Here is a 23,575-nt window from a genome sequence, read left to right as displayed (position 1 = left end):
GGTCACGGAACGGGTACCCGGCTTGACGTGTGCTTGCCCTCGGGCAGACTGGGCGCCAGATGCGCCCGGCCAGCGGCGTGGGGACACATCCCGAGGGGAAGCAACAGTCATGAGCCAGGACGGCACTCAGGGCCAGTACGCGGGCGGCTCTCTGGCCGGTGGCCGTTACCAGCTAAGGGACTTGCTGGGTGCGGGCGGCATGGCCTCCGTGTACCTGGCGTACGACTCTGCCCTCGACCGGCAGGTCGCCATCAAGACGCTGCACAGCGACCTCGGCCGCGAGCAGTCCTTCCGCGAACGGTTCCGCCGCGAGGCCCAGGCTGTAGCGAAACTGTCGCACACGAACATCGTCTCGGTGTTCGACACCGGCGAAGGCGAAGTGACGTTCGCCGGCTCCGCCGCGGGCGACGGCGCGGTGATGCCGTACATCGTCATGGAGTACGTGGAGGGCAAGCCGCTCGGCTCGGTGCTGGAGGAGGACATCCGGCAGTACGGGGCCATGCCCGCGGACAAGGCGCTGAAGGTGACGGCCGACGTGCTGGCCGCCCTGGAGACCAGCCACGAGATGGGGCTCGTCCACCGCGACATCAAGCCCGGCAACGTCATGGTGAACAAGCGCGGCGTGGTCAAGGTGATGGACTTCGGCATCGCCCGCGCCATGCAGTCGGGGGTCACCTCGATGACGCAGACCGGCATGGTCGTCGGCACCCCCCAGTACCTCTCGCCCGAACAGGCGCTGGGGCGCGGGGTCGACGCCCGTTCCGACCTCTACTCGGTCGGCATCATGCTGTTCCAGCTGCTGACCGGGCGGATCCCGTTCGACGCGGACTCGCCGCTGGCCATCGCCTACGCCCACGTGCAGGAGGAGCCGGTCGCCCCGTCCTCCGTCAACCGGTCGCTGACCCCGGCGATGGACGCGCTGGTGGCACGGGCCCTGAAGAAGAACCCGAACGAGCGTTTCCCCACGGCCGCGGCCATGGGCGACGAGGTCGCGCGGGTGCTGGGCTCCGGGCAGACCGGGGCACCGGTCATCGTCCAGGGCCACGGGCCCCTGAGCAGCGGCGCGGGCGTGGCCTCGGCCGTGTTCCCGCCGGTGGAGTCCGGGTACCAGGCGCCCCCGCAGTCGGTGCAGCAGCCGTACCAGGCACCGCACACCCCGACGCCGGCCCCGTACGCGCCGACGCCCGCCCCGCAGCAGCACGCGCAGGGCGGCTACGCGTACCCGCACACGCCCCCGCCGCAGCAGCAGTACGCGCCGCAGACCCCGCCGCCGTACACGATCTCCCCGGCGTCGGCGCCGCCCGCGGCGTCCGGTGACGGCAAGCGGAACAGGCCGGTGGTCATCGGGGCGATCGCGGTGGCCCTGCTGGCGGTGGGCGGTCTGATCGCGGCGATCTCGATGGACGGGGACGACAAGGACAAGGGGGGCACCACGGCGGACCCGGGGAGCTCCGCGTCCGCGCCGGCCTCCGCGAAGGCCGGGTATAAGGGGCCCGACCTGACGCGCACGATCGACAAGAAGAAGTGCACGGAGCCGGTGAAGCACTACAGCGAGGCCGGCAAGTACTCGGCGCCGGACCTCAAGTACAAGAACCTGCTCTCCGTGAAGGAGTGCATCCAGGCCTCGGGCGGCAAGTACAAGATCGATTACAAGGACGAGGCCGTGTACGGCAAGGACACGGTGCTGTTCCAGACCCCGGCCGCCGGCGAGAAGATCGACAAGGAAGGCACGGAGTACACGCTGACCGTGTCGACCGGCAACCCCGAATAGCGCGCCGGGCGGCGGGGCGGGCCTCGCAATCCGACACACCGGCATCCCGGGCACCCCCATGGGGCGTCCGGGATGCCGGTTTTGCCCCATTATGTAAATCTGGGCGCATATCTCTGACGCGCAGCGAGCAGCTCGTGGCTCGGGACGGGAGGGGCTCCCCGTGATCCAAAGCTTCCGCCCGCCGCACTGGCTGGCCTGCGCGGCCCTCGCCGCCGCCGCGCTCGCGCCCACCGCTTCCGCGTACGCCGGCCCCTTCCTCGCCCCCGCCCCGCAGTTCGCCGCTCCCGCCTCGCCCGACGACCCGTACCGGGAACTGGCCGGCAGCGCCGCCGGAGTCGGGCGCGAACACCCCGGACGGCCGGCCGGCGAGCCCGCCGACCCGGAGCTGACGGTGGCCTCCCGGCCGCTGCCGGTGCGCCCCCCGCGCGCCGAGCCCACCCCGCCACCAGCGCCGTCGCCGCGGGCGCCCCAGACCCCGCGGGCGCCGTGGGCGCCCCGGCCGACCTCGGCCGTCGCCGCCCCGAGCCCGCCGTCGTCGGTGGTCACCACCCTCGGCACCGCGCCCAACGACCGGGCCGCGGACCTGGCCGCGCACATACTGCCGCTCGGTACCGGATTCGCCCTGATGGGCCTCGGTCTCGGCTACCTCGGGGTGCGCCTGCGCCGGGGGATCTGAGCGACCTCGACCACCCCCTCCGGGCGGATGTCCCCCGTACGACGTACATCTCAGGATGGTTGCCGAGCGTGAACATACTCGGTATACATACCGAGTATGTCGATCCGTCACGGGCTACTCGCCCTGCTGGAACGGGGTCCTCGGTACGGCTCCCAGCTGCGCACCGAGTTCGAATCCCGCACCGGCTCCACCTGGCCGCTCAACGTCGGGCAGGTGTACACGACCCTGGCCCGCCTCGAACGGGACGGCCTCGTCGTCCCCGACGGCGAGGACGCCGCCGGCCACACCCTCTACGCCATCACCGACGCCGGACGCACCGAGCTGCTCCAGTGGTACGGGCGCCCCGTCGACCGGGCCAACCCGCCCCGCGACGAGCTGTCCATCAAGCTCGCCATGGCCGTGGGCGCCCCCGGCGTGGACATCCGAGCCGTCATCCAGTCCCAGCGGCACGCCACGATCAAGGCGATGCAGGACTACACCCGGCTCAAGGCCACGGCGCTCGCCGCGGTCGAGGGCGGCCGGTCCCGCGAACGGGACGACGTGGCCTGGCTGCTCGTCCTGGACCAGCTGATCTTCCAGACCGAGGCCGAGGCCCGCTGGCTCGACCACTGCGAAGCCCGGCTCGTCCGGCTCTCCCTGCCGGCCGACCGGAGAGCCGCGGAACCCGAACCGCCCCAGGCCGCCGCAGCCGAGACCCCGGCACCGACCACCGCCACCCCGCCCCGTACCTCTCGTACCCGCCGTGGCTGAACCACCGTTCCAGGGGGGACACTCCATGCCTGACCAGCCCCAGCCCCAGAAACCCGTACTGCAGTTGGACCGGCTCGTCCGCACGCACGGCAGCGGCGCCACCGAGGTGCACGCGCTGCGCGGGATCGACCTCTCCGTCTTCCCCGGCGAACTCGTCGCCGTGATGGGCCCCTCCGGCTCCGGCAAGTCCACGCTGCTCACCCTCGCGGGCGGCCTCGACACCCCGAGCAGCGGGCGGGTGATCGTCGAGGGCACCGACATCACCACGGCGAGCCGCAAGCAGCTGGCCGCCCTGCGCCGCCGCAGCATCGGCTACGTCTTCCAGGACTACAACCTGATACCGGCCCTCACCGCCGCCGAGAACGTGGCACTGCCCCTGGAACTCGACGGGACGTCCGCCCGCAAGGCCCGCGCCTCCGCGCTCACCGCGCTGGAGGAGATGGGCCTGGGCCAGCTCGCCAACCGCTTCCCCGACGAGATGTCCGGCGGCCAGCAGCAGCGCGTGGCCATCGCCCGCGCCCTCGTGGGCGACCGCCGGCTGGTCCTCGCCGACGAGCCGACCGGGGCCCTGGACTCGGAGACCGGGGAGTCCGTCCTGGCCCTGCTGCGCGCCCGCTGCGACGCGGGCGCCGCCGGGATCCTCGTCACGCACGAGCCGCGGTTCGCCGCCTGGGCCGACCGCGTGGTCTTCCTGCGCGACGGAACCGTGGTCGACGAGACCCTGCGCAGCCACGCCGACTCCCTCCTCTCCGGGCAGGCGGCCGGCCAGTGACCGCTCCTCTCCGAGGCTGGTACCACTCCTGGATCGCGGCCCTGCGCATAGCCCGCCGCGACGCCTGGCGCGCCAAGGGCCGCAGCTCCCTCGTCCTCGCGATGCTCGCCCTGCCGATCGTCGGAGTGAGCGCCGCCGACCTCACGCTGCGCAGCGCCGAGCTCTCCCCCGAGCAGACCCTCACCCGGCTGATCGGCACCGCCGACGCCCGTGTGAGCCACTCGCACCTGTCCGGGCCCATCCACCAGAGCCCCGACGGCACGAGGTCCGCGCCCGTCGGCGGCTACAACGACTACGACCCCACCAAGTACCCGCGGGAGAAGCCGGAGGCGGTGGAGACCCTGCTCCCGCCCGGGACCCAGGTCCTCAAGGACAGCAGCGGCTACGCGAAGGTCCGCACCACGCACGGGCTGCTCGACACCCAGCTGCGCGAACTCGACACGCGCAGCCCGCTGATGAAGGGCATGATCACGCTCGACCGCGGCCGGCTGCCCGAGGGTCCGGGCGACGTCATCGCCACCCGGGCCTTCCTGAAGGAGTCCGGCCTCTTCGTCGGCTCCTCGGTCACCCCGCGCGGCGCGACCTCCCCGTACAAGATCGTCGGCGCCTACGAGCTGCCGGACGAACTCGGACGCCCCGAGATCATCGCCCCGCCCGGGACGCTGATCGCCCCGCTGAACAAGGCGCTGACGGCGTCCGGCGGGCGCACGGTGAACGCCGACGACCACTACCTGGTCAAGGTCGGCGGCGCGGGTGTCACCTGGGACGCGGTCAAGGCGGCCAACACCAAGGGCCTGATCGTCGTCTCCCGTGCCGTCGTCCTCGACCCGCCCGCCGACTCCGAGATCCAGCTCTACAAGGACGAGCCGAAGGCGAAGTCCGAGCGGGACGGCAGCAACACGGTCCGGACGGCCATCGTGGCCACCGTCGTGGGCCTGGCCATGCTGGAGATCTGCCTGCTCGCCGGACCGGCCTTCGCGGTCGGCGCCCGCCGCTCGCGCCGCCAGCTGGGCCTGGTCGGCGCCAACGGCGGCGACCGGCGCCACATCCGCTCCATCGTGCTCTCCGGCGGCCTGGTCCTCGGTGCCGTCGCCGCCGTCATCGGTACGGTCGTCGGCGTCCTGCTCACCGTCGTGCTGCGGCCGGTGCTGGAGGAGGCGCTCGGCAACCGCTTCGGCGGCTTCGACTTCCGCCCGCTGGAGCTGGCCGGCATCGCCCTGCTCGCCGTGGTCACCGGCCTGCTGGCCGCGATCGTCCCGGCCGTCACCGCCTCCCGGCAGACCGTGCTGGCCTCGCTCACCGGCCGCCGCGGCGTCCGCCGCGCCAACCGGGTGCTGCCCGTCATCGGCCTGATCGCCGTCGCCGCGGGTGTCGCGATCGCCCTCTACGGCACCACCTCGGACCTGGGCAGCACCGTCGTGGCGGGCGGCAGCGCCCTCGCCGAACTCGGCATCGTCGCCCTCACCCCGGTCCTGGTCGGCCTGTTCGGCCGGCTCGGGCGGTGGCTGCCGCTGTCGCCGCGGCTCGCGCTGCGCGACGCCGTGCGCAACCGCGGGCGTACGGCCCCGGCCGTGGCCGCCGTGCTGGCCGCCGTCGCCGGAACCGTCGCCGTGGCGACGTACCAGCAGAGCTACGACACCCAGATGCGCCACGAGTACCGGGCCGAGCTGCCGCACGGAACGGGGCTGCTGGAGTCCACCGAGAACAGCGCGTACAAGGAGGTGCCCGCGCTGCGCGAGGCCCTCGCGCGGGAACTGCCGCTGGCCCAGCGGGCGGACGTCGACCGGCTGGTCGTCGGCAAGCCGGGCTGCGAGTCGTTCTCCCCGGACCCCGGCTGCGGCCGCGCCGAGGTCATCACGCCCAAGGACCAGCGCTGCCCGCTCTACGAGGACGTCAAGGGCAGCGAGGCCTTCTCCGAGGCGAAGCGCAAGGAACTGCGCCAGGACTGGCGCTGCCAGGAGTCCCCGTACGGCACGCAGCATTCCGTCCTCGTCGGCGACGAGAAGGTGCTGGGCGTGCTCGCCGTCACCGACCCGGGCTCCGTGGCCGCCCTCAAGGCCGGCCGGGCCGTCTCCTTCGACAAGCGCCAGGTCAAGGACGGCAAGCTCACCCTGCGGATCATCACCCAGCAGGGCGAGGACGACGTCATGCGCGGGCGCTACGACGAGACGCCCGGCGAGGACAAGGTCCTGCCCGTCCACCTGGCGCCCGACACGGCCCGGAGCTGGGGCGTCGAGCTGATCCTGCCGCCCGCGGCGGCCAAGGCCGCCGGGCTGGCCACCGCGCCCCTGGGCTCGTACTTCGGCCTCGACGGGACGGCGACCAGCGAGCAGCGCCAGCGCATGGACGGGGAGATCGACCGGATGGGCGTCGAGGCCCGCCTGCGCATCGAAGCGGGCTACCAGGGCGACGACAGCCTGGCCATGCTCGCCCTCGCCGTCTTCGCGGGACTCGTCACCATCGGCGCGGCCGGCATCGCCACCGGGCTGGCCCAGGCCGACGCCGAGGCCGACCTGAAGACGCTGGCCGCGGTGGGCGCCGCACCGCGGGTGCGGCGGACGCTGAGCGGCTTCCAGTGCGGGGTGGTCGCCCTGATGGGCGTCGTCCTGGGCTCGGCGGCCGGGATCCTGCCCGCCGTCGGCCTGCGCCTGACGGAGCAGCGGGAAGCGGACGCGCTCTACCGGGAGTCGATCGAGCAGGGCTTCTCCGCGATGACGGAAGCGGTGCCGTTCGTGCCGATCTCCGTGCCGTGGGAGACCCTCGGCGGGCTGGTCGTCGTGGTTCCGCTGGGCGCGGCCCTGCTGGCCGCCCTGGTCACCCGCTCCAGCGGCGCGCTGGCCCGCCGGGCCGCGGGTTAGGCCCATCCCGGGCTTGGTGCCCCCGTACAGGGTGGATCACGACTGTACGGGGGCACACCGTGTGAGGACGGAGGCGTGCGAGAGAATGACGGCATGGAGATGCCGAGGAGTGAACGGTCGCAGGACAGCCCCCCGCACGTTCTGATCGTGGGACAGGACGGGACGGCCGTCGGCGACGCCGATGACGAGTCCCGCGAGGTCCCGGTGACGGAAATGGTCGAACAGCCCGCCAAGGTCATGCGGATCGGCAGCATGATCAAGCAACTCCTGGAAGAGGTACGCGCCGCTCCTCTCGACGAGGCGAGCCGGGTCCGGCTCAAGGACATCCATGCCGCCTCGGTCAAGGAGCTGGAGGACGGCCTGGCCCCGGAGCTCGTGGAGGAACTGGAGCGCCTGTCGCTCCCGTTCACCGAGGAGGCCATTCCCTCCGAGGCGGAACTGCGGATCGCCCAGGCCCAGTTGGTGGGCTGGCTGGAGGGCCTCTTCCACGGCATCCAGACGGCCCTGTTCGCGCAGCAGATGGCGGCGCGGGCCCAGTTGGAACAGATGCGCCGTGCTCTCCCGCCGGGCGGGCCGCACGACGACGACGAGGACGGCGGCCACGGCGCGATCCGCTCCGGCCCCTACCTCTAGGCCGTTCCGGCCCCGCCGGTGATCGAGGCGCGGGGGGCCGGGGGCAGCGCCCCCGGCCACGGCGCCGGACCCGCCCGACCCGCCACATACTCGAGGACATGAGCTACGACGCGATCGTGCTGGCCGGCGGCGCCGCGCGGCGACTCGGCGGGGCCGACAAGCCCGCGCTGAGCGTCGGCGGCCGCACACTCCTCGACCGTGTCCTGGACGCCTGCCCGGATGCCCGGACCACCGTCGTGGTCGGCGCCCGCCGCGCCACCGCGCGCCCGGTCCGCTGGACCCGTGAGGACCCGCCCGGCGGCGGCCCCGTGGCCGCGCTGGACGCCGGGTTGCGCCGGACCCGCGCCGAGCTGGTCCTCGTGCTCTCCGCCGACCTGCCGTTCCTCGACCGGGAGACCGTACGGGCCCTGCTGGACGCCCCCGGCGCGGACGGGGCGATGCTGCGGGACCCCGACGGCCGGGACCAGCCGCTGGTCGCCGCCTACCGGGCCGAGCCCCTGCGCCGCGAGATCGCCCTGCTCGCCGCCGAGCACGGCACGCTCACCGGGCTCCCGCTCCGTGCGCTCACCGCCGAACTGGACCTCGCCCGCGTCACGTCCCGGCCACTCGCCTCCTTCGACTGCGACACCTGGGACGATCTCGCCGCCGCCCGCGCCCGGATCAGGGAGCATGGAAGCGTGCTGGAGCAATGGATCACCGCCGTCAAGAGTGAGCTGGGCATCGACCTCCCCGTCGACACCAAGACCCTGCTCGACCTCGCCCGGGACGCCGCCCACGGCGTCGCCCGGCCCGCCGCCCCGCTGACCACCTTCCTGGTCGGCTACGCGGCCGCGCAGGCCGCCGCAACCGGCGCCGACCCCGCCCGGGCCGTCGCCGAGGCCTCCCGCAGGGCGGCCGACCTGGCGCTGCGGTGGGCCGACGAGGCCCCGGCCGACACCACCGAACGGAACGGCTCCGGATGACCCCCACGAACTCCGCGGAGCAGGCCCTCGACGAGGCCCTGGCGCTGGTCAGCCGCACCCCCGAGGGCGGCGGCACGGGCAGCGCGGGCGGCGGCGCCGGCGGCCACCGCGCGTCCGGCTGGCAGCGTGCCCGGGACACCGCCGCGCACGCCGGGAGCAGCGTGCGGCCCCGTACCCACCGCGTGCCTCTCCCGGACGCCCTGGGCGAGGTCCTGGCCGCCCCCCTGGACGCGCTGACCGACCTGCCGTCCTTCGACACCTCCGCCATGGACGGCTGGGCCGTCGCGGGCCCCGGCCCCTGGAGCGTGCGCGCGGGCGGTGGCGTCCTGGCCGGCTCCGAGCGGCCGGAACCCCTCGCCGACGGCGAGGCCGTCCGGATCGCCACCGGCGCCCGGATCCCCGCCGACGCCACCGCCGTCATCCGCAGCGAGCACTGCCGCGAGGCCGGCAGCCAGCTCTTCGCCGACCGGCCCGTCCTCACGGGCCAGGACATCCGCCCGCGGGGCCAGGAATGCCGCTCCGGCGACCTGCTGCTGCCCGCCGGCTCGCTGGTCACCCCGGCCGTGCTGGGGCTCGCCGCGGCCGCCGGGTACGACGAGCTGACCACCCGGCCCCGCCCCCGTGTGGAGATCCTGGTGCTCGGTGACGAGCTCCTGACCGCGGGCCGTCCGCACGAGGGGCTGGTCCGCGACGCCCTCAGCCCCATGCTCGGGCCCTGGATCGACCGACTCGGCGCCGAGGTCATCGGCACGCGGCGGCTCGGCGACGACCCGGCGGGGGCCGAGGCCCTGCTGGAGGCCGTCACCACGAGCACCGCCGATGTCCTCGTCACCACGGGCGGCACCGCCTCCGGACCCGTCGACCACGTCCACCCCGTACTGCGCAAGGCCGGCGCCGAACTGCTGGTCGACGGGGTGGCGGTGCGCCCCGGGCACCCCATGCTGCTGGCCCGCACCGGGTCCGGAGCCGCCGACGAGCAGGACGGGAGCACGGTGCGGCATGTCGTCGGGCTGCCCGGCAACCCGCTCGCCGCCGTCTCCGGACTGCTGACCCTCGCCGAACCCCTGCTGCGCGCCCTCGCCGGACGCCGCAGGCGCCCCCGCTACACGGCGCCGGTACAGGGCGACGTACCGGGCCACCCGTACGACACCCGGCTGGTCCCGGTCGTGCTGAGCGAGGAGCACGCGGTGCCGCTGCGCTACCACGGGCCTGCGATGCTGCGGGGTGTGGCCGCCGCCGACGCGCTGGCCGTCGTACCGCCGAAGGGCGCGCGGTCCGGGCAGGAACTGGAGATTCTCGATCTGCCCTGGGCTTCCGGAGGATGTTTCACGTGAAACTGCACGGCCAGGACTCCATGGCCCGCGGCGCCGACGAGAAACTCGTCTCCCGGCGCATCAAGCTGCCCAAACGCGTCGTCGAGGCGCCGCTCAGGCAGGTCACCAAGCGCCTGCTGATGGCGATGTTCGTGCTCTTCCTGACGGTCTTCATCGTGTGGCTGGACCGCGACGGCTACCACGACAACGCCAATGAGCAGGTCGATCTCCTGGACTGCTTCTACTACGCCACGGTGACGCTGTCCACGACCGGCTACGGCGACATCGTGCCGTACAGCGACAGCGCACGGCTGATCAACATCCTGCTGATCACACCGCTGCGCGTGCTGTTCCTGATCATCCTGGTCGGTACCACCCTGGAAGTCCTGACGGAACGGACACGGGAAGAGTGGCGGCTGAAGAGCTGGAGGAAGAACTTGCGTGAGCACACGGTCGTCATCGGCTTCGGCACGAAGGGCCGCTCGGCCCTGCAGACGCTGCTGGCCACCGGCCTCTCCAAGGAGCAGGTCGTCATCGTCGATCCCAGCGCCAAGGTGATCGACACGGCCAACGCGGAGGGCTTCACGGGCGTGGTCGGCGACGCCACCCGCTCGGACGTCCTGCTCCGGGCCGAACTGCAGAAGGCCCGTCAGATCATCATCGCCACCCAGCGGGACGACACGGCGGTCCTGGTCACCCTGACCGCCCGGCAGCTCAACCGCGGGGCGAAGATCGTCGCGGCGGTGCGCGAGGAGGAGAACGCCCCGCTGCTGCGCCAGTCCGGCGCGGACGCGGTCATCACCAGTGCGAGCGCGGCCGGCCGGCTGCTGGGCCTCTCGGTGCTCAGCCCGAGCGCGGGCACCGTCATGGAGGACCTGATCCAGCAGGGCAGCGGCCTCGACCTCATCGAACGCCCCGCCCGCAAGGCCGAGGTCGGCAAGTCGGTACGGGACAGCGAGGACCTGGTGGTGAGCGTGCTGCGCGGGCACCGGCTGCTCCCGTACGACGACCCGCACGCGAGCCCCATCCAGCTGACGGACCGTCTCATCACCATCGTGCGGGCGACTCCGCCGACCTCGCCCCAGGTGAAGTTCGGACCTGCCGACTAGAGGCGACCGGCCCGCCGTGGCGTAGCCTCCGGGCCATGCATGCGATCACCATCGAGCAGCCCGGCGGCCCCGAGGCCCTGGTCTGGGCCGACGTACCCGATCCGGTGCCGGGCGAGGGCGAAGTCCTCGTCGAGGTCGCGGCGAGCGCCGTGAACCGCGCCGACGTACTCCAGCGACAGGGGTTCTACGATCCCCCGCCCGGCGCCTCGCGCCATCCGGGGCTGGAGTGCTCCGGGCGGATCGCCGCCATGGGGCCGGGGGTGTCCGGCTGGTCGGTGGGCGACGAGGTGTGCGCCCTGCTGGCGGGCGGCGGGTACGCCGAGCGGGTGGCGGTGCCGGCGGGGCAGCTGCTGCCGGTCCCGGCGGGCGTGGACCTGGTGACGGCGGCCGCGCTGCCCGAGGTCGTCACGACGGTGTGGTCGAACGTCTTCATGGTGGCCGGACTGCGCCCCGGCGAGACCCTGCTGGTGCACGGCGGGTCCAGCGGGATCGGGACCATGGCGATCCAGCTGGCGAAGGCGGTGGGCGCGACGGTCGCCGTGACGGCGGGCGGCCCCGAGAAGCTGGCGCGCTGCAAGGAGCTGGGCGCGGACATCCTGATCGACTACCGCGAGCAGGACTTCGTCGCCGAGCTGCGCGAGGCGACGGGCGGGGCCGGCGCGGACGTGATCCTGGACATCATGGGCGCGAAGTACCTCGCCCGGAACGTGGACGCCCTGGCCGTGAACGGGCGGCTCGCGGTGATCGGTCTGCAGGGCGGGGTGAAGGGCGAGCTGAACCTCGGCGCGCTGCTGGCCAAGCGGGCGGCGATCACCGCCACCTCGCTGCGCGCCCGCCCGCTGGAGGAGAAGGCGGCCATCGTCGCCGCCGTGCGCGAGCACGTGTGGCCGCTGGTGGCCGCGGGGCGGGTCCGCCCGGTGGTCCACGCGGCGTTCCCCATGCGGGATGCGGCCGAGGCCCACCGCGTGCTGGAGTCGAGCAGCCACGTGGGCAAGCTGCTGCTCACGGTGTGAGGCCGGGCGCGGCGCCACTGCGGGGGCTCCGCCCCCGCACCCCCGCGCCCCGCCCTTTCACCGTTTCCCGGGCTCTGCCCGGACCCGGTCCTCAGACTCCCCCGGCTACCGCTGGGAGGTGCCCCTGGACGGGCTGGAAAATCCAGCCCCGCCGGCGTTTGAGGCGCGGGGTCCGGGGCGGAGCCCCGGCAACGGCGCCGCACCCGCCCCGCGCCGCTACAGGCTGCGCAGCAGGACCGCCGGGGATTCCACGCAGTCGGCGACGTAGCGCAGGAAGCCGCCCGCCGTGCCCCCGTCGCACACCCGGTGGTCGAAGGTCAGCGACAGCTGGACGACCTTGCGGACCGCCAGCTGTCCCTCGTGGACCCACGGCTTGTCGATGATCCGGCCCACGCCCAGCATCGCCGCCTCGGGGTGGTTGATGATCGGCGTGGAGCCGTCGACCCCGAACACCCCGTAGTTGTTCAGGGTGAAGGTGCCGCCGGTCAGATCGGCCGGGGCCAGCTTCCCGGACCGGGCCAGCTCGGTCAGCCGGGCGAACTCCGCCGACAGGGACTCCGGGTTGCGGTGCTGCGCGTCCCGGACCACCGGGACCACCAGGCCCCGCTCGGTCTGCGCGGCGAAGCCCAGGTGGACCGACGTGAGCCGGACGATCTCCTTGGCCGCCAGGTCCACGGTGGAGTTGAGCTCCGGGTACCGGGCCAGGGCGGCCGTGCAGATCCGGGCCAGCAGCGCGAGCACCGAGATCTTGGGTCCGCCGACCGCGTTCATCGCGGCGCGGGCGGCCATCAGCTCGGTGGCGTCGGCGTCGACCCAGCAGGTGGCGTCCGGGATCTCCCGGCGGCTGCGCGACAGCTTCTCGGCCACCGCCCCGCGCACTCCCCTGAGCGGGATCCGCTCACCCTGTGCCGCCACCGCGGGCGCCGCCGCGGCGACCGGGGCCGGTTCGGGGGCCCGCAGCGCGGCCAGCGCCGCCTCGACGTCGGCCCGCAGGATCAGCCCCTCGGGTCCCGACCCCGTCAGCGCGCGCAGGTCGACCCCGCCGTCCTTGGCCAGCTTGCGCACCAGCGGCGAGATCACGGGCACCGGCCCGGCGACAGCCGCCGCAGCGGCCGGAGCGACCGGAGCGACCGGAACCACCGGAGCCACCGGAGCGGCGACGACCGGCGCCGACACCGCGGCGGTGACGGGTCGCACCCGTCGCCGACGCGCCGGGCGCGAGTGGTCCTCGCCGTAACCGATCAGCGGCCGGGGCACGTTGCCGGCGCCCTCGGCCTCGGCCGCCTGCGCGGCCGGGGCCTCGGGGAGCGACGACGCCCCCACCGCCACGGTGATCAGCGGTGCACCGACGGGAAGTTCCGTGCCCTCCTCCCCGAAGCGGGCGGTGACCACACCGCCGTAGGGGCACGGAACTTCCACCATCGCCTTGGCCGTCTCGACCTCGACCACCGGCTGGTCGATGGCGACGACATCGCCCACCGCGACCAGCCAGCGGACGATCTCGGCCTCGGTCAGGCCCTCCCCGAGATCGGGAAGCTTGAATTCCATTACCTGCGGCATCAGTTCTCCCACTGCAGGCGGGCCACGGTGTCCAGGATCCGGTCCACACCCGGCAGGTGGTGCTTCTCCAGCATCGGCGGCGGGTAGGGGATGTCGAAGCCCGTCACCCGCAGCACCGGCGCCTCCAGGTGGTGGAAGCACCGCTCGGTGACCCGGGCGGCGATCTCCGCGCCCGGTCCGCCGAAGCCGCCGGCCTCGTGGACCACCACCGCGCGCCCGGTGCGGCGTACGGACTCCACGACCGTGTCCTCGTCGAAGGGGACCAGCGAGCGCAGGTCCACGACCTCCAGGTCCCAGCCCTCCTCGCGCGCCGCCTCGGCCGCCTCCAGGCACACCGGCAGGGAGGGCCCGTAGGTGATCAGGGTCGCGCTCGTGCCGGTCCGCCGGACCAGTGCCTTCCCGATGCCCGGCACGGCCGCCGGCGCCTCGGGCCGCCAGTCGGCCTTCGACCAGTAGAGCCGCTTCGGCTCCAGGAAGACCACCGGGTCGTCGCTCGCGATCGACGCGCGCAGCAGCCCGTACGCGTCCTCGACCGTCGCCGGGGTCACCACGTGCAGGCCGGGCGTGGCCACGTAGTACGCCTCGGAGGAGTCGCAGTGGTGCTCGACGCCGCCGATCCCGCCGCCGTAGGGCACCCGGATGGTGATCGGCAGCGGCATCGCACCGCGGGTGCGGTTGCGCATCTTCGCCACGTGCGAGATCAGCTGCTCGAACGCCGGGTAGGCGAAGGCGTCGAACTGCATCTCCACCACCGGCCGCAGCCCGTACATGGCCATGCCGACCGCCGCGCCCAGGATTCCCGCCTCCGCGAGCGGGGTGTCCGTGCAGCGTTCCTCGCCGAACTCCTTCGCGAGCCCGTCCGTGATCCGGAAGACCCCGCCCAGCGTCCCGACGTCCTCGCCCATCACGTGGACCGTCGGGTCCTCGGCCATCGCGTCGCGCATCGCCCGGGTCAGGGCCTGCGCCATCGTCGCGGGCTTGGCCCCCGACTTCGCGGACTTCGCCGCCACCGTCGTCACGCCTGGTCCTCGGCTTCCAGCTCTGCGCGCAGCATGGCCGCCTGCTCCCGCAGCCGGTCCGTCTGCTCCGCGTACACGTGCGCGAACAAGTCCATCGGGTCCACCACCGGGTCCGCGTTCATCCCCTCGCGGAGCGCCGCGGCCATCGCCTCGGCGTCGTCGCGCACCGCCTGGATCGCCGCCTCGTCGATGATCCCGCGGGCGGTCAGCTCACGCTCCAGCAGGTCGACCGGGTCGTGCGCCTTCCAGGCCTCGACCTCGGCGTCACCGCGGTAGCGGGTCGCGTCGTCGGCGTTGGTGTGGGCCTCCATGCGGTACGTGACGGCCTCGATCAGGGTCGGGCCGCCACCGGCCCGGGCCCGGCGGACCGCCTCGGACAGCACCTCGTGCATGGCGGCGATGTCGTTGCCGTCGACCAGCCGGCCGGGCATCCCGTACCCCACGGCCTTGTGGGCGAGGGTCGGGGCGGCCGTCTGCTTGGCGAGCGGAACGGAGATCGCGAAGCCGTTGTTCTGCACGAGGAAGACCACGGGGGCCTGCCAGACGGCGGCGAAGTTCAGCGCCTCGTGGAAGTCGCCCTCGCTGGTGCCGCCGTCGCCGACCATGGCGAGGGCGACGACGTCGTCGCCGCGCAGCCGGGCCGCGTGCGCCAGGCCCACCGCGTGCGGCAGCTGGGTGGCGAGCGGGGTCGAGAGCGGGGCTATGCGGTGCTCGCGCGGGTCGTACCCGGTGTGCCAGTCGCCGCGCAGCAGGGTCAGGGCCTGTACGGGGTCCAGTCCGCGCGCCACGGCCGCCAGGGTGTCCCGGTAGCTCGGGAACAGCCAGTCCTGCTCCTCCAGGACCAGGGCGGCCGCGATCTCGCAGGCCTCCTGTCCGACGGTGGAGGGGTACACGGCGAGCCGGCCCTGCTTGGTGAGCGCCGTGGCCTGGGCGTTGTAGCGCCGGCCGCGCACCAGCTCGGCGTAGCAGCGGCGCATCAGCTCCGGGTCGAGCCGGTCCGCCGCCTCGGTGCCCAGCACCCGGTAGGGCTCGGGGTCCGGAAGCAGCGGCGCGGGATCCGTGCGGGGGCTCCAGGCGGGCGGCTGGGTGGAACGGTGGGACGCACCGGCACCGGGCAGCTCTTGGACCGTCATGGCGGCGTACACCTCCTCGTGGGAAGCGGGCAGGGGGTGCCCCGGGTGTGAGGCCCCTCACCTACCGATTGTTCGGTTGTCCGCGCAATTTGGCTACAGGCGGCTCCAGGCTGTGGACAAACGGGCGCCGGGGCCCTGGGATGGATGCAGGACGTCCAGGAGAGGGAGGCATCGGGCAATGCCGGATGAACAAATGGCCGGAACGGGTCCCGCACCGGCCGCGCCGGGGAACGCCCCGGGAGCCACATCGGGCCCGCCCGTCGCACCCCGCCCCCTGGATCCGATCGACCGGTCGATCATGCGGCTGCTCCAGGCGGACGGCCGCGCGTCTATACGGTCGGTGGCGGAGCAGGTGCACGTCTCGCGGGCGAACGCCTACGCCCGGATCAATCGGCTCATCGACGACGGGGTGATCCGCGGGTTCACGGCCCGCGTCAACCACGAACGCGCGGGTCAGGGCGCGTCCGCCTACATCACCCTGAAGATCGTCCAGAACTCCTGGCGCACGGTCCGCGAGCAGCTGCGCGAGCTCCCCGGCGCGGCGCACATCGCGCTGGTCAGCGGCGATTTCGACGTCCTGCTGCTGGTGCACACCCCGGACAACCGGACCCTTCGCGAGCTGGTCCTGACCCGGCTCCAGGCCATCCCGGAGGTCCTCTCGACGCGCACCCTGCTGGTGTTCGAGGAAACGGATCTCCTGGACACCGGCCCGGGCCCGGGCAGCGGCGGCCCGACGATCTCCGAGGAGTAGGGCCGCACGGGGCCGAAAGCGCTACGCCGGCCTGCGGGCCGCGGGCGCGAGGGGCCCGGCGGCCGGCGGCCACACGGGGTCCCCGCCCGGCCAGTCGACGTCCGTCAGAGTGACGAGCAGCCGCCCGTCGACGACCGCCTCGCGCAGGTCCGCGTCCCAGGACACGACCCCTTCGGCGAAGGCGGCGGGCTCGGTGCGGTCCAGCAGGAGGACGAAGTGCAGGGCGAAGGGGTCGGCCCATTCGTCCGGGTCCCCGTCCGCGTCGACCATGAAGTTGGCCCGCCAGGCGCCCCGGGCCAGGGTGGAGACGAAGACCCCGAGGAAGTCCGCGCCGAGCAGGCCGTCGGCGGCGTCGATGATCACGGCGACGTCCTGCTTGCCGTGCCCTGGGCCGTGCCAGTCGCCGAGGCAGTCGACCATCGCGTCCCAGTTGTGGCCGAAGTAGCCGATGAAGCCCAGCTCACGGGCGAAGGTCCGGTAGACGCAGGCCTCCGTGTCCAGTTCGCCGCCGGCGATCCGCAGCACCAGCCCGTCCCGCGCGAGCAGGTCGGCCTCCGACCGCGCCACCCAGGGGTCGTCGGCGCGGCTGAAGGTGACCCAGGGGGAGCGGCGCTCGGTGAGGGTGGGGAGGAAGGTGCTCATGCGGCATGCTCGCACCCCGGTCGGCCGGGGTGCGGCTCAGGTGGTCGGCGGGTGGGGGGTCGTGCGCAGGCCGTCGAAGGCGAGGTGGACCACCGCGTCGGCGAGCTGGGAGTGGCCGGCGCCCGGGTGCGGGCGGTACCACTCGACCAGGGAGTTGACCATGCCGAAGAGCAGCCGGGTGGCGAGGCGTATGTCCACGTCGGCCCGCAGGTCGCCCTCCGCCGCGGCGGCCCCCAGCAGGTCCGCGACCTGGTGGTCGAACTCGCGGCGGCGCTCCAGCGCCCAGCGCTCGGTGCGGGTGTTGCCGCGGACCCGCAGCAGCAGCGTCACGTACGGCAGCTCGCCGACGAGGACCTCGACCGTGCGGCGCGTGACGTACTCGACCCGTTCGACCGCCCGGCCGCGTACCGCGCCCGGCTCCTCCAGGATCCCGAAGAGCCCGTCGAGGGCCCGGCTCACGGCCCGCCGCAGCAGCTCCTCCTTGCCCGCGACGTGGTGGTAGATCGAGGACTTCGAGATGCCCGCGGCCTTGGAGAGGTGCTCCATCGACGTACCGTCGTAGCCGCGCTCGTTGAAGACCTGGACGGCGACCGAGAGCAGCGTCTCGGGGGTGTAGGTGTCCCGCTTGGCCGTCGTCATTCGTTCTCCCCCGTGTCGTCCCGGTCGCCCTCGTCGTCGGCCTCGCCGGAGTCCTCGTAGCCCAGTTTGAACAGGGCGAGGGAGGGCGCGTAACGGCCTCCGGGGACGCGTTCGTCGAGGTTGTGCAGCAGGTCGTAGGCCCAGTCCCGGCCGATCCGGTCGTGCCACTCGGACGGTCCCAGCGGGTAGTTGACACCCAGCCGCATCGCCGTGTCGATGTCCTCGGCGGTGGCGACCCCGCGGGCGACCGCGTCGGCCGTCAGGTCGATCAGCATCGCGACGGTCCGCGCGACGATCATGCCGGGGACGTCGCCGATCACGGAGACCTGCTTGCCCAGCTTCTGGAAGAGGCCGATCGCCTCGGCGAGGGTGCGCTCGCTGGTGTCCGCGCTCGCGGAGAGCGCGATCCGGGTGGCGCCCCGGTAGTCGAGGGCGAGGTCGAAGTAGACGACGTCCGCGAACTCCACCGAGGTCTTGCCGTCCGCGAGGACCAGCTGGCCCTCGCCGGGGAGCTGGATGTACGGGCCGCCCTGCGCGGTGGCCGCGACCGCGATCCCGGCCTCCTCCAGCAGGTCCACCAGGTCGGCGGCGGGGCCGAGGTCACCGACGACGGTGACCTTCGCCGGGGCCTCCTCGGGCGCGGCGGTGTGCGGGAGCGCGGGCTCGGCGTCCGGGCCGTACGGGTACCAGCCGTGTCCGGTCTTGCGGCCGAGGCGGCCCGACTGGACGAGGCGGCGCTGGGCGAGGGAGGGGGTGAACTTCGGGCTGCGGAAGAAGGACTCCCACACCGAGCGGGTCACGGCCTCGTTGACGTCCTGGCCGATCAGGTCGGTCAGCTGGAAGGGGCCCATCTTGAAGCCGCCGCTCTCGCGGAGCACGGCATCGATGGTGGCCGGGTCGGCGCCCCGCTCCTCGTACACCGCGAAGGCCTCGGCGTAGAAGGGACGGGCGATCCGGTTGACGATGAAGCCGGGGGTGTCGGCGCAGCGGACCGGCGTCTTCCCCCAGCCGAGGACGGTGCGGTACGCGCGCTCGGCGGCGGCCGGGTCGGTGGCGAAGCCGCTGACCACCTCGACGAGCGGGAGCAGCGGGGCCGGGTTGAAGAAGTGCAGGCCGAGGAAGCGGCCGGGGTGCGCGAGAGAGGCGGCGAGCTCGGTGACCGAGAGGGAGGAGGTGTTGGTGGCCAGCAGGGCGTCCGGCGCGACCACCTCTTCGAGGGCGGCGAAGAGCGTCTGCTTCACGGTGACGTTCTCGACCACCGCCTCGATGACGAGGGCGGCTCCGGCCAGGTCCGCGAGTTCGCCGGCCGACGCGATCCGGCCGATCGCCTCCTCGGCCTCGGCGCGGTCGAGGCGGCCCTTGGCGGCCATCCGGTCGACCCGGTCCTGGACGATACCGACGCCGTCGGCGGCGAGCGCGGCATTGATGTCGTAGATCAGCACGCGGTGACCTGCGAGAAGGGCGACCTGGGCGATGCCCTGTCCCATGGTGCCGGCGCCGACGACCGCCACAGTGCGGGACCGCTCGATTGCTGTCATGCCCTGCATCCTCCCGCACACACTTGTCCACAGGTCCGCCGGGCCCTCTTGTCCCGACCGATCGTTCGGTTACTCTAACTCCAGTCTGCTCTCCTTCGCCCGGCTCAACGAGGAGTTGGTCCCTGATGGCCGCCGAGCTCACCGTCCCCCAGCTGTCCGCCAAGCACCGGCCCACCCTGGACCAGGCCCTGTCGGCGATCCGCAGCCGTGCCTACTGGTCCCCGCATCCCGAACACCCCAAGGCGTACGGCGAGACCGCGCCCGCCGACGGGCTCGCCGCCTTCGAGGCCCTGCGCGGCACGCGGCTGGACCTGGGCCAGCCCGGCACCGACGGCTGGACGGGCGCCGAGGTGTCCCCGTTCGGCCCGGAGCTGGGTGTCGAGTACCCCCACGTGGACCCGGACGTGCTGCTGCCCGCGATGAAGGCCGGCATGGCTGCCTGGCGCGACGCGGGACCCGAGGCGCGCGCGCTGGTCTGCATCGAGATCCTGGCCCGCATCTCGGCCCGGACCCACGAGTTCGCGCACGCCGTCATGCACACCAGCGGCCAGGCCTTCATGATGGCGTTCCAGGCCGGCGGACCGCACGCGCAGGACCGTGGCCTGGAGGCCGTGGCCTACGCGTACGAGGAGCAGACCCGGGTCCCGGGCCAGGCGGACTGGTCGAAGCCGCAGGGCAAGAAGGACCCGCTGGAGCTCGGCAAGACCTTCACGGCCGTCCCGCGCGGTATCGCGCTCATGATCGGCTGCAACACCTTCCCGACCTGGAACGGCTACCCCGGCCTGTTCGCCTCCCTCGCCACCGGCAACGCGGTGCTGGTCAAGCCGCACCCGCGGGCCGTGCTGCCGCTCGCGCTGACCGTCCAGGTCGCGCGGGAGGTCCTGGCCGAGGCGGGCTTCGACCCGAACCTGGTGGCGCTCGCGGTCGAGCGCCCGGGCGAGGGCATCGCCAAGACCCTCGCGGTCCGCCCCGAGATCAAGCTGATCGACTACACCGGGTCCACGGAGTTCGGCGACTGGCTGGAGGCCAACGCCCGCCAGGCGCAGGTCTACACGGAGAAGGCAGGCGTCAACACCGTCGTCCTGGACTCCACCGACAACTACAAGGGCATGCTGTCCAACCTGGCGTTCTCGCTGTCCCTGTACAGCGGCCAGATGTGCACCACCCCGCAGAACCTGCTGATCCCGCGCGACGGCATCGCGACGGACGCCGGCCACAAGACCTACGACGAGGTCGTCGCCGACCTCGCGGCCTCGGTCGGCGGCCTGCTGGGCGACGACGCCCGGGCCAACGCGCTGCTCGGCGCCCTGGTCAACCCGGACGTCAAGGCCCGGCTGGAGGCCGCGACCGCCCTGGGCGAGGTCGCGCTGGCCTCCCGGGAGGTCGTGAACCCCGAGTTCCCGGACGCGGTGGTCCGCACCCCCGTCATGGTCAAGCTGGACGCCGCCAAGGCGGACCCCGAGGCGCCGTACCTCTCCGAGTGCTTCGGCCCGGTCTCCTTCGCGGTGGCCGTGGACACCACCGCCGACGCCCTGGACCTCCTGCGCCGCACGGTGCGGGAGAAGGGCGCCATGACCGTGGGCGCGTACACCACGTCCCCCGACACCGAGCGGGCCGTCGAGGAGGTCTGCCTGGAGGAGTCCGCGCAGCTCTCCCTGAACCTGACCGGCGGGGTGTTCGTCAACCAGACCGCCGCGTTCTCGGACTTCCACGGCTCCGGCGGCAACCCTGCGGCCAACGCGGCCCTGTGCGACGGCGCCTTCGTCGCGAACCGCTTCCGGGTGGTGGAGGTCCGCCGCCAGGCGTGAGTGCGTGACGCGGCGCCCCGGTCCGGGTGGACCGGGGCGCCGCGGCCTCCCCCACTACTGCGGCAGCCCCGGCGACCGGGGCGGCTCCTGAGCGAAGATGCGGGCTGAGGCGTCCGCCTGGGCCATCCTGCGCAGCGCCGCGAGCATCGCGTCGCCCACCACCGTGCCCACGACCACCGCCTCGATCAGGCCCTCGCGGTCCACCCGGCGAGCGGTGTAGTCCAGGTCCGCCCGGCCCACCCGCTCCGCCGCCCCGGCGTACTCGTCGAGCACTTCGGCGAAGGAGCCGTGACCCACCCGCCCGAGCGAGGCCAGGGCCGCCTCCAGCGCCTCGGCGGCCGGGTGATCGGCGGGCACGCGCCAGCCGCGCTCCTCGATCAGCCGCGCCACCCGCTCCCGGGCCAGCACCCGCTCGGCGCCGTCCCGGGGGCCGCCGTCGCCGTACTCGGGAACCAGCCGGTGGGCGGCGGTGCCGAGCAGTTCGTGCACCGGCCGCTCCTTGTCGTCGATGGCCGCCAGGACGTCCCCGATGGCCGCCACCGACAGCCCGCCGACCTCCAGCAGGGCCCGGACCAGTCGCAGCCGCCGCTCGTGCCCGTCGTCGTAGCTCGCCTGATTGGGGCTGCTCAGCTCGCCCGGCGGGAGCAGGCCCTCCCGTACGTAGTACTTGATCGTCGGTACCGGGACCCCGGTACGGCGGCTCAGCTCTCCGATGCGCATGGTCTGTTCACTCGATTCTTCTTGCCCCGTTCCCCGCCCATCATAGATAGTGCAACTATCAGATAGTGGCGAGCGTCGCTATCCATTGCTAGGGGGGCCCATGTCCGTGTTGTCCGCGTTACGAACTTGGCACCGTCCACTGACCCTCTTCGCCGCCATGATGGCGGTCTGGGCCGTCGGCTCGGCCGTGGGCCTCGCCGTCGACGACCGGATGCTGGTGGGCGCGCCGATCTGGGCCAAGCCCTTCAAGTTCGCCGTCTCGTTCGCCGGTTACTCCCTCAGCCTCGCCTGGATGATCTCGCTGGCGGTCGCGGCCCGTCCGGGCCTGCGCAGGACCGCCTGGTGGGCCGGGACGGTCGTCGTCGCGACCGGCCTGGTGGAGATGGTCCTGATCACAGGTCAGGTGATCCGCGGCCGGCAGAGCCACTTCAACCAGCGGACGCCCATCGACGAGCAGATCTACAGCGCGATGGGCAACACCGTCGTCGTGCTGTGGACGGCCACGCTCGTCATCGCCGTACTGCTCTTCCGCACCCGCGTGGTCGACCGGGCCACCACCTGGGCGATCCGGGCGGCCACCGTCCTCGCCCTCACCGGCGCCGGACTCGGCTTCCTGATGTCCGTGCCCACCGAGGCGCAGCTCGCGGTCGAGGGCGTACCCGTGGTGGGCGCGCACACCGTGGGAGTGCCGGACGGCGGCCCCGCCATGCCGCTCACCGGCTGGTCGACGACCGGCGGGGACCTGCGCATCCCGCACTTCTTCGGCATGCACGCGCTCCAGCTGCTGCCGCTGTTCGTCCTCGTCCTGGCCGCCCTCGCCGGCCGCTTCACCCTGCTGCGCGGGGAGCGGGTGCGGCTGCGGCTGACGCTGGTCGCGGCCGGGGTGCACGCGGCGGTACTCGCCCTGCTGACCTGGCAGGCGCTGCGCGGCCAGGCGCTGGTCCACCCGGACGGGGCGACGCTCGGCGCGGCCGCCGCGATCCTGGCCGGGGGAGCCCTAGGAGTCCTCGCCGCCCTGTTCGCGGGACGGGGGGCCGCCCCAGTGGAAGAGGGTCATGGCCACGCTGGTGGCGAGGTTGTAGCTGGAGACCTGGGGGCGCATCGGCAGGGAGACGAGGTGGTCCGCCCGGGCGCGCAGCTCCGGTGAGATCCCGTGGCGCTCCGAGCCGAAGGCGAGCAGGGCGTCGTCCGGGAGGGTGAGGGCGCGGATGTCCGCGCCCTCGGGGTCGAGCGCGTAGAGCGGCCCGGGCGGCAGCTCGTCCAGGGCGAGGCGCTCGACGGTGGTGGCGTAGTGCAGCCCGGCCCCGGCCCGGACCACGTTCGGGTGCCAGGGGTCGAGGTCGCCGCGGGTGACGACGCCGGTGGCGCCGAAGCCGGCGGCGAGCCGGACGACGGCTCCGACGTTGCCCAGATTGCGGGGGTTGTCGAGGACGACGACCGGCGCCGGCCGGGGCATCCGACCCAGCCCGGCGATCCCGGCGGCCCGGTCGGGCCGTACCGCGAGGGCCGCGACCCCGGTGGGGTGCACGCGCGGCAGCAGCTGCTTGAGCGCGGCCGGCCGCACCAGCCGAACCACGTCGGCCTCGACGTCCGGAGCCAGCTCCCGGGCCAGCACCCGTACGGCGGCGGGATCCTCGGCGATGACCATCCGCACGTCGGCCCCGAAGCGCAGGGCGTGCTTCAGCGCGTGGAACCCGTCGAGCAGCACGAGATCCCCCGCCCGCTCGGCCTCCCGCCATTCCCGCACCGTGTCGTCCATACCCCGACCCTACGGTCCGCCCGGACGCCGTCCGCCGCGCGGGTCCGGGGAGCCGCCCGGCCCTTCCGCCGTTGCCCGGGCCCTGCCCGGTCCCGCGCCTCGAACGCCGGCGGGGGCGGACCTCGCATCACGGCCCAGTCCCGCCAGGG

General features: G+C 73.5%; 20 protein-coding genes and 1 pseudogene. 13 read left to right on the top strand and 8 right to left on the bottom strand.

Going from position 1 to position 23,575, the window contains the following annotated elements; genetic code table 11:
• Positions 1 to 109 precede the first annotated feature (109 nt).
• The 10 genes from ACXNSR_RS20205 (at position 110) to ACXNSR_RS20160 (ending at position 11,857) form a co-directional block, all read left to right on the top strand.
• Positions 110 to 1,771, top strand: coding sequence for a protein kinase domain-containing protein (locus ACXNSR_RS20205; protein WP_458636940.1), 1,662 nt, complete (start codon positions 110 to 112; stop codon positions 1,769 to 1,771).
• 160 nt (positions 1,772 to 1,931) lie between these two features.
• Positions 1,932 to 2,447 carry a hypothetical protein gene (locus ACXNSR_RS20200; protein WP_458636939.1) on the top strand — a complete coding sequence of 172 codons (516 nt, stop codon included), beginning with the start codon at positions 1,932 to 1,934 and terminating at the stop codon, positions 2,445 to 2,447.
• A 96-nt stretch (positions 2,448 to 2,543) separates the two neighbouring features.
• The gene (locus ACXNSR_RS20195; RefSeq protein ID WP_458636938.1) at positions 2,544 to 3,197 is read left to right on the top strand and encodes a PadR family transcriptional regulator; all 654 of its coding nucleotides are present in this window, start codon (positions 2,544 to 2,546) and stop codon (positions 3,195 to 3,197) included.
• A gap of 25 nt (positions 3,198 to 3,222) precedes the next feature.
• Positions 3,223 to 3,969 (top strand): ABC transporter ATP-binding protein, encoded by a 747-nt coding sequence (locus ACXNSR_RS20190; protein WP_458636937.1) that lies wholly within the window; start codon positions 3,223 to 3,225, stop codon positions 3,967 to 3,969.
• A 101-nt stretch (positions 3,970 to 4,070) separates the two neighbouring features.
• On the top strand, positions 4,071 to 6,827 hold the full coding sequence (locus ACXNSR_RS20185; protein WP_458643347.1) for an FtsX-like permease family protein: 2,757 nt from the start codon (positions 4,071 to 4,073) through the stop codon (positions 6,825 to 6,827).
• 93 nt (positions 6,828 to 6,920) lie between these two features.
• Positions 6,921 to 7,460, top strand: coding sequence for a bacterial proteasome activator family protein (locus tag ACXNSR_RS20180; protein WP_030014634.1), 540 nt, complete (start codon positions 6,921 to 6,923; stop codon positions 7,458 to 7,460).
• A 98-nt stretch (positions 7,461 to 7,558) separates the two neighbouring features.
• The gene (locus ACXNSR_RS20175) at positions 7,559 to 8,422 is read left to right on the top strand and encodes an NTP transferase domain-containing protein (RefSeq protein ID WP_458636936.1); all 864 of its coding nucleotides are present in this window, start codon (positions 7,559 to 7,561) and stop codon (positions 8,420 to 8,422) included.
• The gene (locus ACXNSR_RS20170; protein ID WP_458636935.1) at positions 8,419 to 9,756 is read left to right on the top strand and encodes a molybdopterin molybdotransferase MoeA; all 1,338 of its coding nucleotides are present in this window, start codon (positions 8,419 to 8,421) and stop codon (positions 9,754 to 9,756) included. The genes ACXNSR_RS20175 and ACXNSR_RS20170 overlap by 4 nt, the downstream gene beginning before the upstream one ends.
• Positions 9,744 to 10,844 (top strand): potassium channel family protein, encoded by a 1,101-nt coding sequence (locus ACXNSR_RS20165; protein ID WP_458636934.1) that lies wholly within the window; start codon positions 9,744 to 9,746, stop codon positions 10,842 to 10,844. The genes ACXNSR_RS20170 and ACXNSR_RS20165 overlap by 13 nt, the downstream gene beginning before the upstream one ends.
• 35 nt (positions 10,845 to 10,879) lie before the next feature.
• Positions 10,880 to 11,857, top strand: a complete 978-nt coding sequence (locus ACXNSR_RS20160; RefSeq protein WP_458636933.1) for an NAD(P)H-quinone oxidoreductase — start codon at positions 10,880 to 10,882, stop codon at positions 11,855 to 11,857.
• 216 nt (positions 11,858 to 12,073) lie between these two features.
• Here the strand turns inward: ACXNSR_RS20160 and ACXNSR_RS20155 are convergent, their stop codons facing one another.
• Genes ACXNSR_RS20155 through pdhA form a run of 3 tightly spaced genes read right to left on the bottom strand, consistent with a single transcriptional unit; the run spans position 12,074 to position 15,569 of the window.
• Positions 12,074 to 13,417 carry a dihydrolipoamide acetyltransferase family protein gene (locus ACXNSR_RS20155; protein ID WP_458636932.1) on the bottom strand — a complete coding sequence of 448 codons (1,344 nt, stop codon included), beginning with the start codon at positions 13,415 to 13,417 and terminating at the stop codon, positions 12,074 to 12,076.
• Positions 13,417 to 14,385: an alpha-ketoacid dehydrogenase subunit beta gene (locus tag ACXNSR_RS20150; RefSeq protein ID WP_189738634.1), complete on the bottom strand. Its 969-nt coding sequence runs from the start codon at positions 14,383 to 14,385 to the stop codon at positions 13,417 to 13,419. Before ACXNSR_RS20150 ends, ACXNSR_RS20155 begins: the two co-directional genes overlap by 1 nt.
• 47 nt (positions 14,386 to 14,432) lie before the next feature.
• Positions 14,433 to 15,569: a pyruvate dehydrogenase (acetyl-transferring) E1 component subunit alpha gene (pdhA, locus tag ACXNSR_RS20145; RefSeq protein WP_458636931.1), complete on the bottom strand. Its 1,137-nt coding sequence runs from the start codon at positions 15,567 to 15,569 to the stop codon at positions 14,433 to 14,435.
• A 178-nt stretch (positions 15,570 to 15,747) separates the two neighbouring features.
• Here pdhA and ACXNSR_RS20140 point away from each other — a divergent pair, with 178 nt between their 5' ends.
• The gene (locus tag ACXNSR_RS20140; protein WP_458636930.1) at positions 15,748 to 16,320 is read left to right on the top strand and encodes an Lrp/AsnC family transcriptional regulator; all 573 of its coding nucleotides are present in this window, start codon (positions 15,748 to 15,750) and stop codon (positions 16,318 to 16,320) included.
• 21 nt (positions 16,321 to 16,341) lie between these two features.
• On the opposite strand, the gene ACXNSR_RS20135 is transcribed toward ACXNSR_RS20140, so the two are convergent.
• From ACXNSR_RS20135 to ACXNSR_RS20125, 3 genes are read right to left on the bottom strand one after another with little or no spacing between them, the layout of a single operon-like run.
• The gene (locus ACXNSR_RS20135) at positions 16,342 to 16,962 is read right to left on the bottom strand and encodes a barstar family protein (protein WP_458636929.1); all 621 of its coding nucleotides are present in this window, start codon (positions 16,960 to 16,962) and stop codon (positions 16,342 to 16,344) included.
• 36 nt (positions 16,963 to 16,998) lie between these two features.
• Positions 16,999 to 17,601 (bottom strand): TetR/AcrR family transcriptional regulator, encoded by a 603-nt coding sequence (locus ACXNSR_RS20130; protein WP_458636928.1) that lies wholly within the window; start codon positions 17,599 to 17,601, stop codon positions 16,999 to 17,001.
• Positions 17,598 to 19,139, bottom strand: coding sequence for a 3-hydroxyacyl-CoA dehydrogenase (locus tag ACXNSR_RS20125; RefSeq protein ID WP_458636927.1), 1,542 nt, complete (start codon positions 19,137 to 19,139; stop codon positions 17,598 to 17,600). Before ACXNSR_RS20125 ends, ACXNSR_RS20130 begins: the two co-directional genes overlap by 4 nt.
• Before the next feature lie 125 nt (positions 19,140 to 19,264).
• Here ACXNSR_RS20125 and paaN point away from each other — a divergent pair, with 125 nt between their 5' ends.
• Positions 19,265 to 20,947 carry a phenylacetic acid degradation protein PaaN gene (gene paaN / locus ACXNSR_RS20120; RefSeq protein WP_458636926.1) on the top strand — a complete coding sequence of 561 codons (1,683 nt, stop codon included), beginning with the start codon at positions 19,265 to 19,267 and terminating at the stop codon, positions 20,945 to 20,947.
• Between the two features lie 54 nt (positions 20,948 to 21,001).
• Here paaN and ACXNSR_RS20115 read toward each other — a convergent pair whose 3' ends face one another.
• Positions 21,002 to 21,667 (bottom strand): MerR family transcriptional regulator, encoded by a 666-nt coding sequence (locus tag ACXNSR_RS20115; RefSeq protein WP_458636925.1) that lies wholly within the window; start codon positions 21,665 to 21,667, stop codon positions 21,002 to 21,004.
• 100 nt (positions 21,668 to 21,767) lie between these two features.
• Between ACXNSR_RS20115 and ACXNSR_RS20110 the strand changes: the two are divergent.
• Positions 21,768 to 22,712: pseudogene (locus tag ACXNSR_RS20110) on the top strand (hypothetical protein); the annotation flags it as partial.
• On the opposite strand, the gene ACXNSR_RS20105 reads toward ACXNSR_RS20110, so the two are convergent.
• Positions 22,665 to 23,426, bottom strand: coding sequence for a TrmH family RNA methyltransferase (locus ACXNSR_RS20105; RefSeq protein ID WP_458636924.1), 762 nt, complete (start codon positions 23,424 to 23,426; stop codon positions 22,665 to 22,667). The pseudogene ACXNSR_RS20110 and the gene ACXNSR_RS20105 sit on opposite strands and share 48 nt — an antisense overlap.
• Positions 23,427 to 23,575: the final 149 nt, after the last annotated feature.

It is taken from the genome of Streptomyces sp. NC-S4 (genome assembly GCF_054353315.1).
The sequence above is the reverse complement of the archived record's forward strand: the minus strand, read 5'-3'. Positions and strand labels throughout refer to the sequence as shown.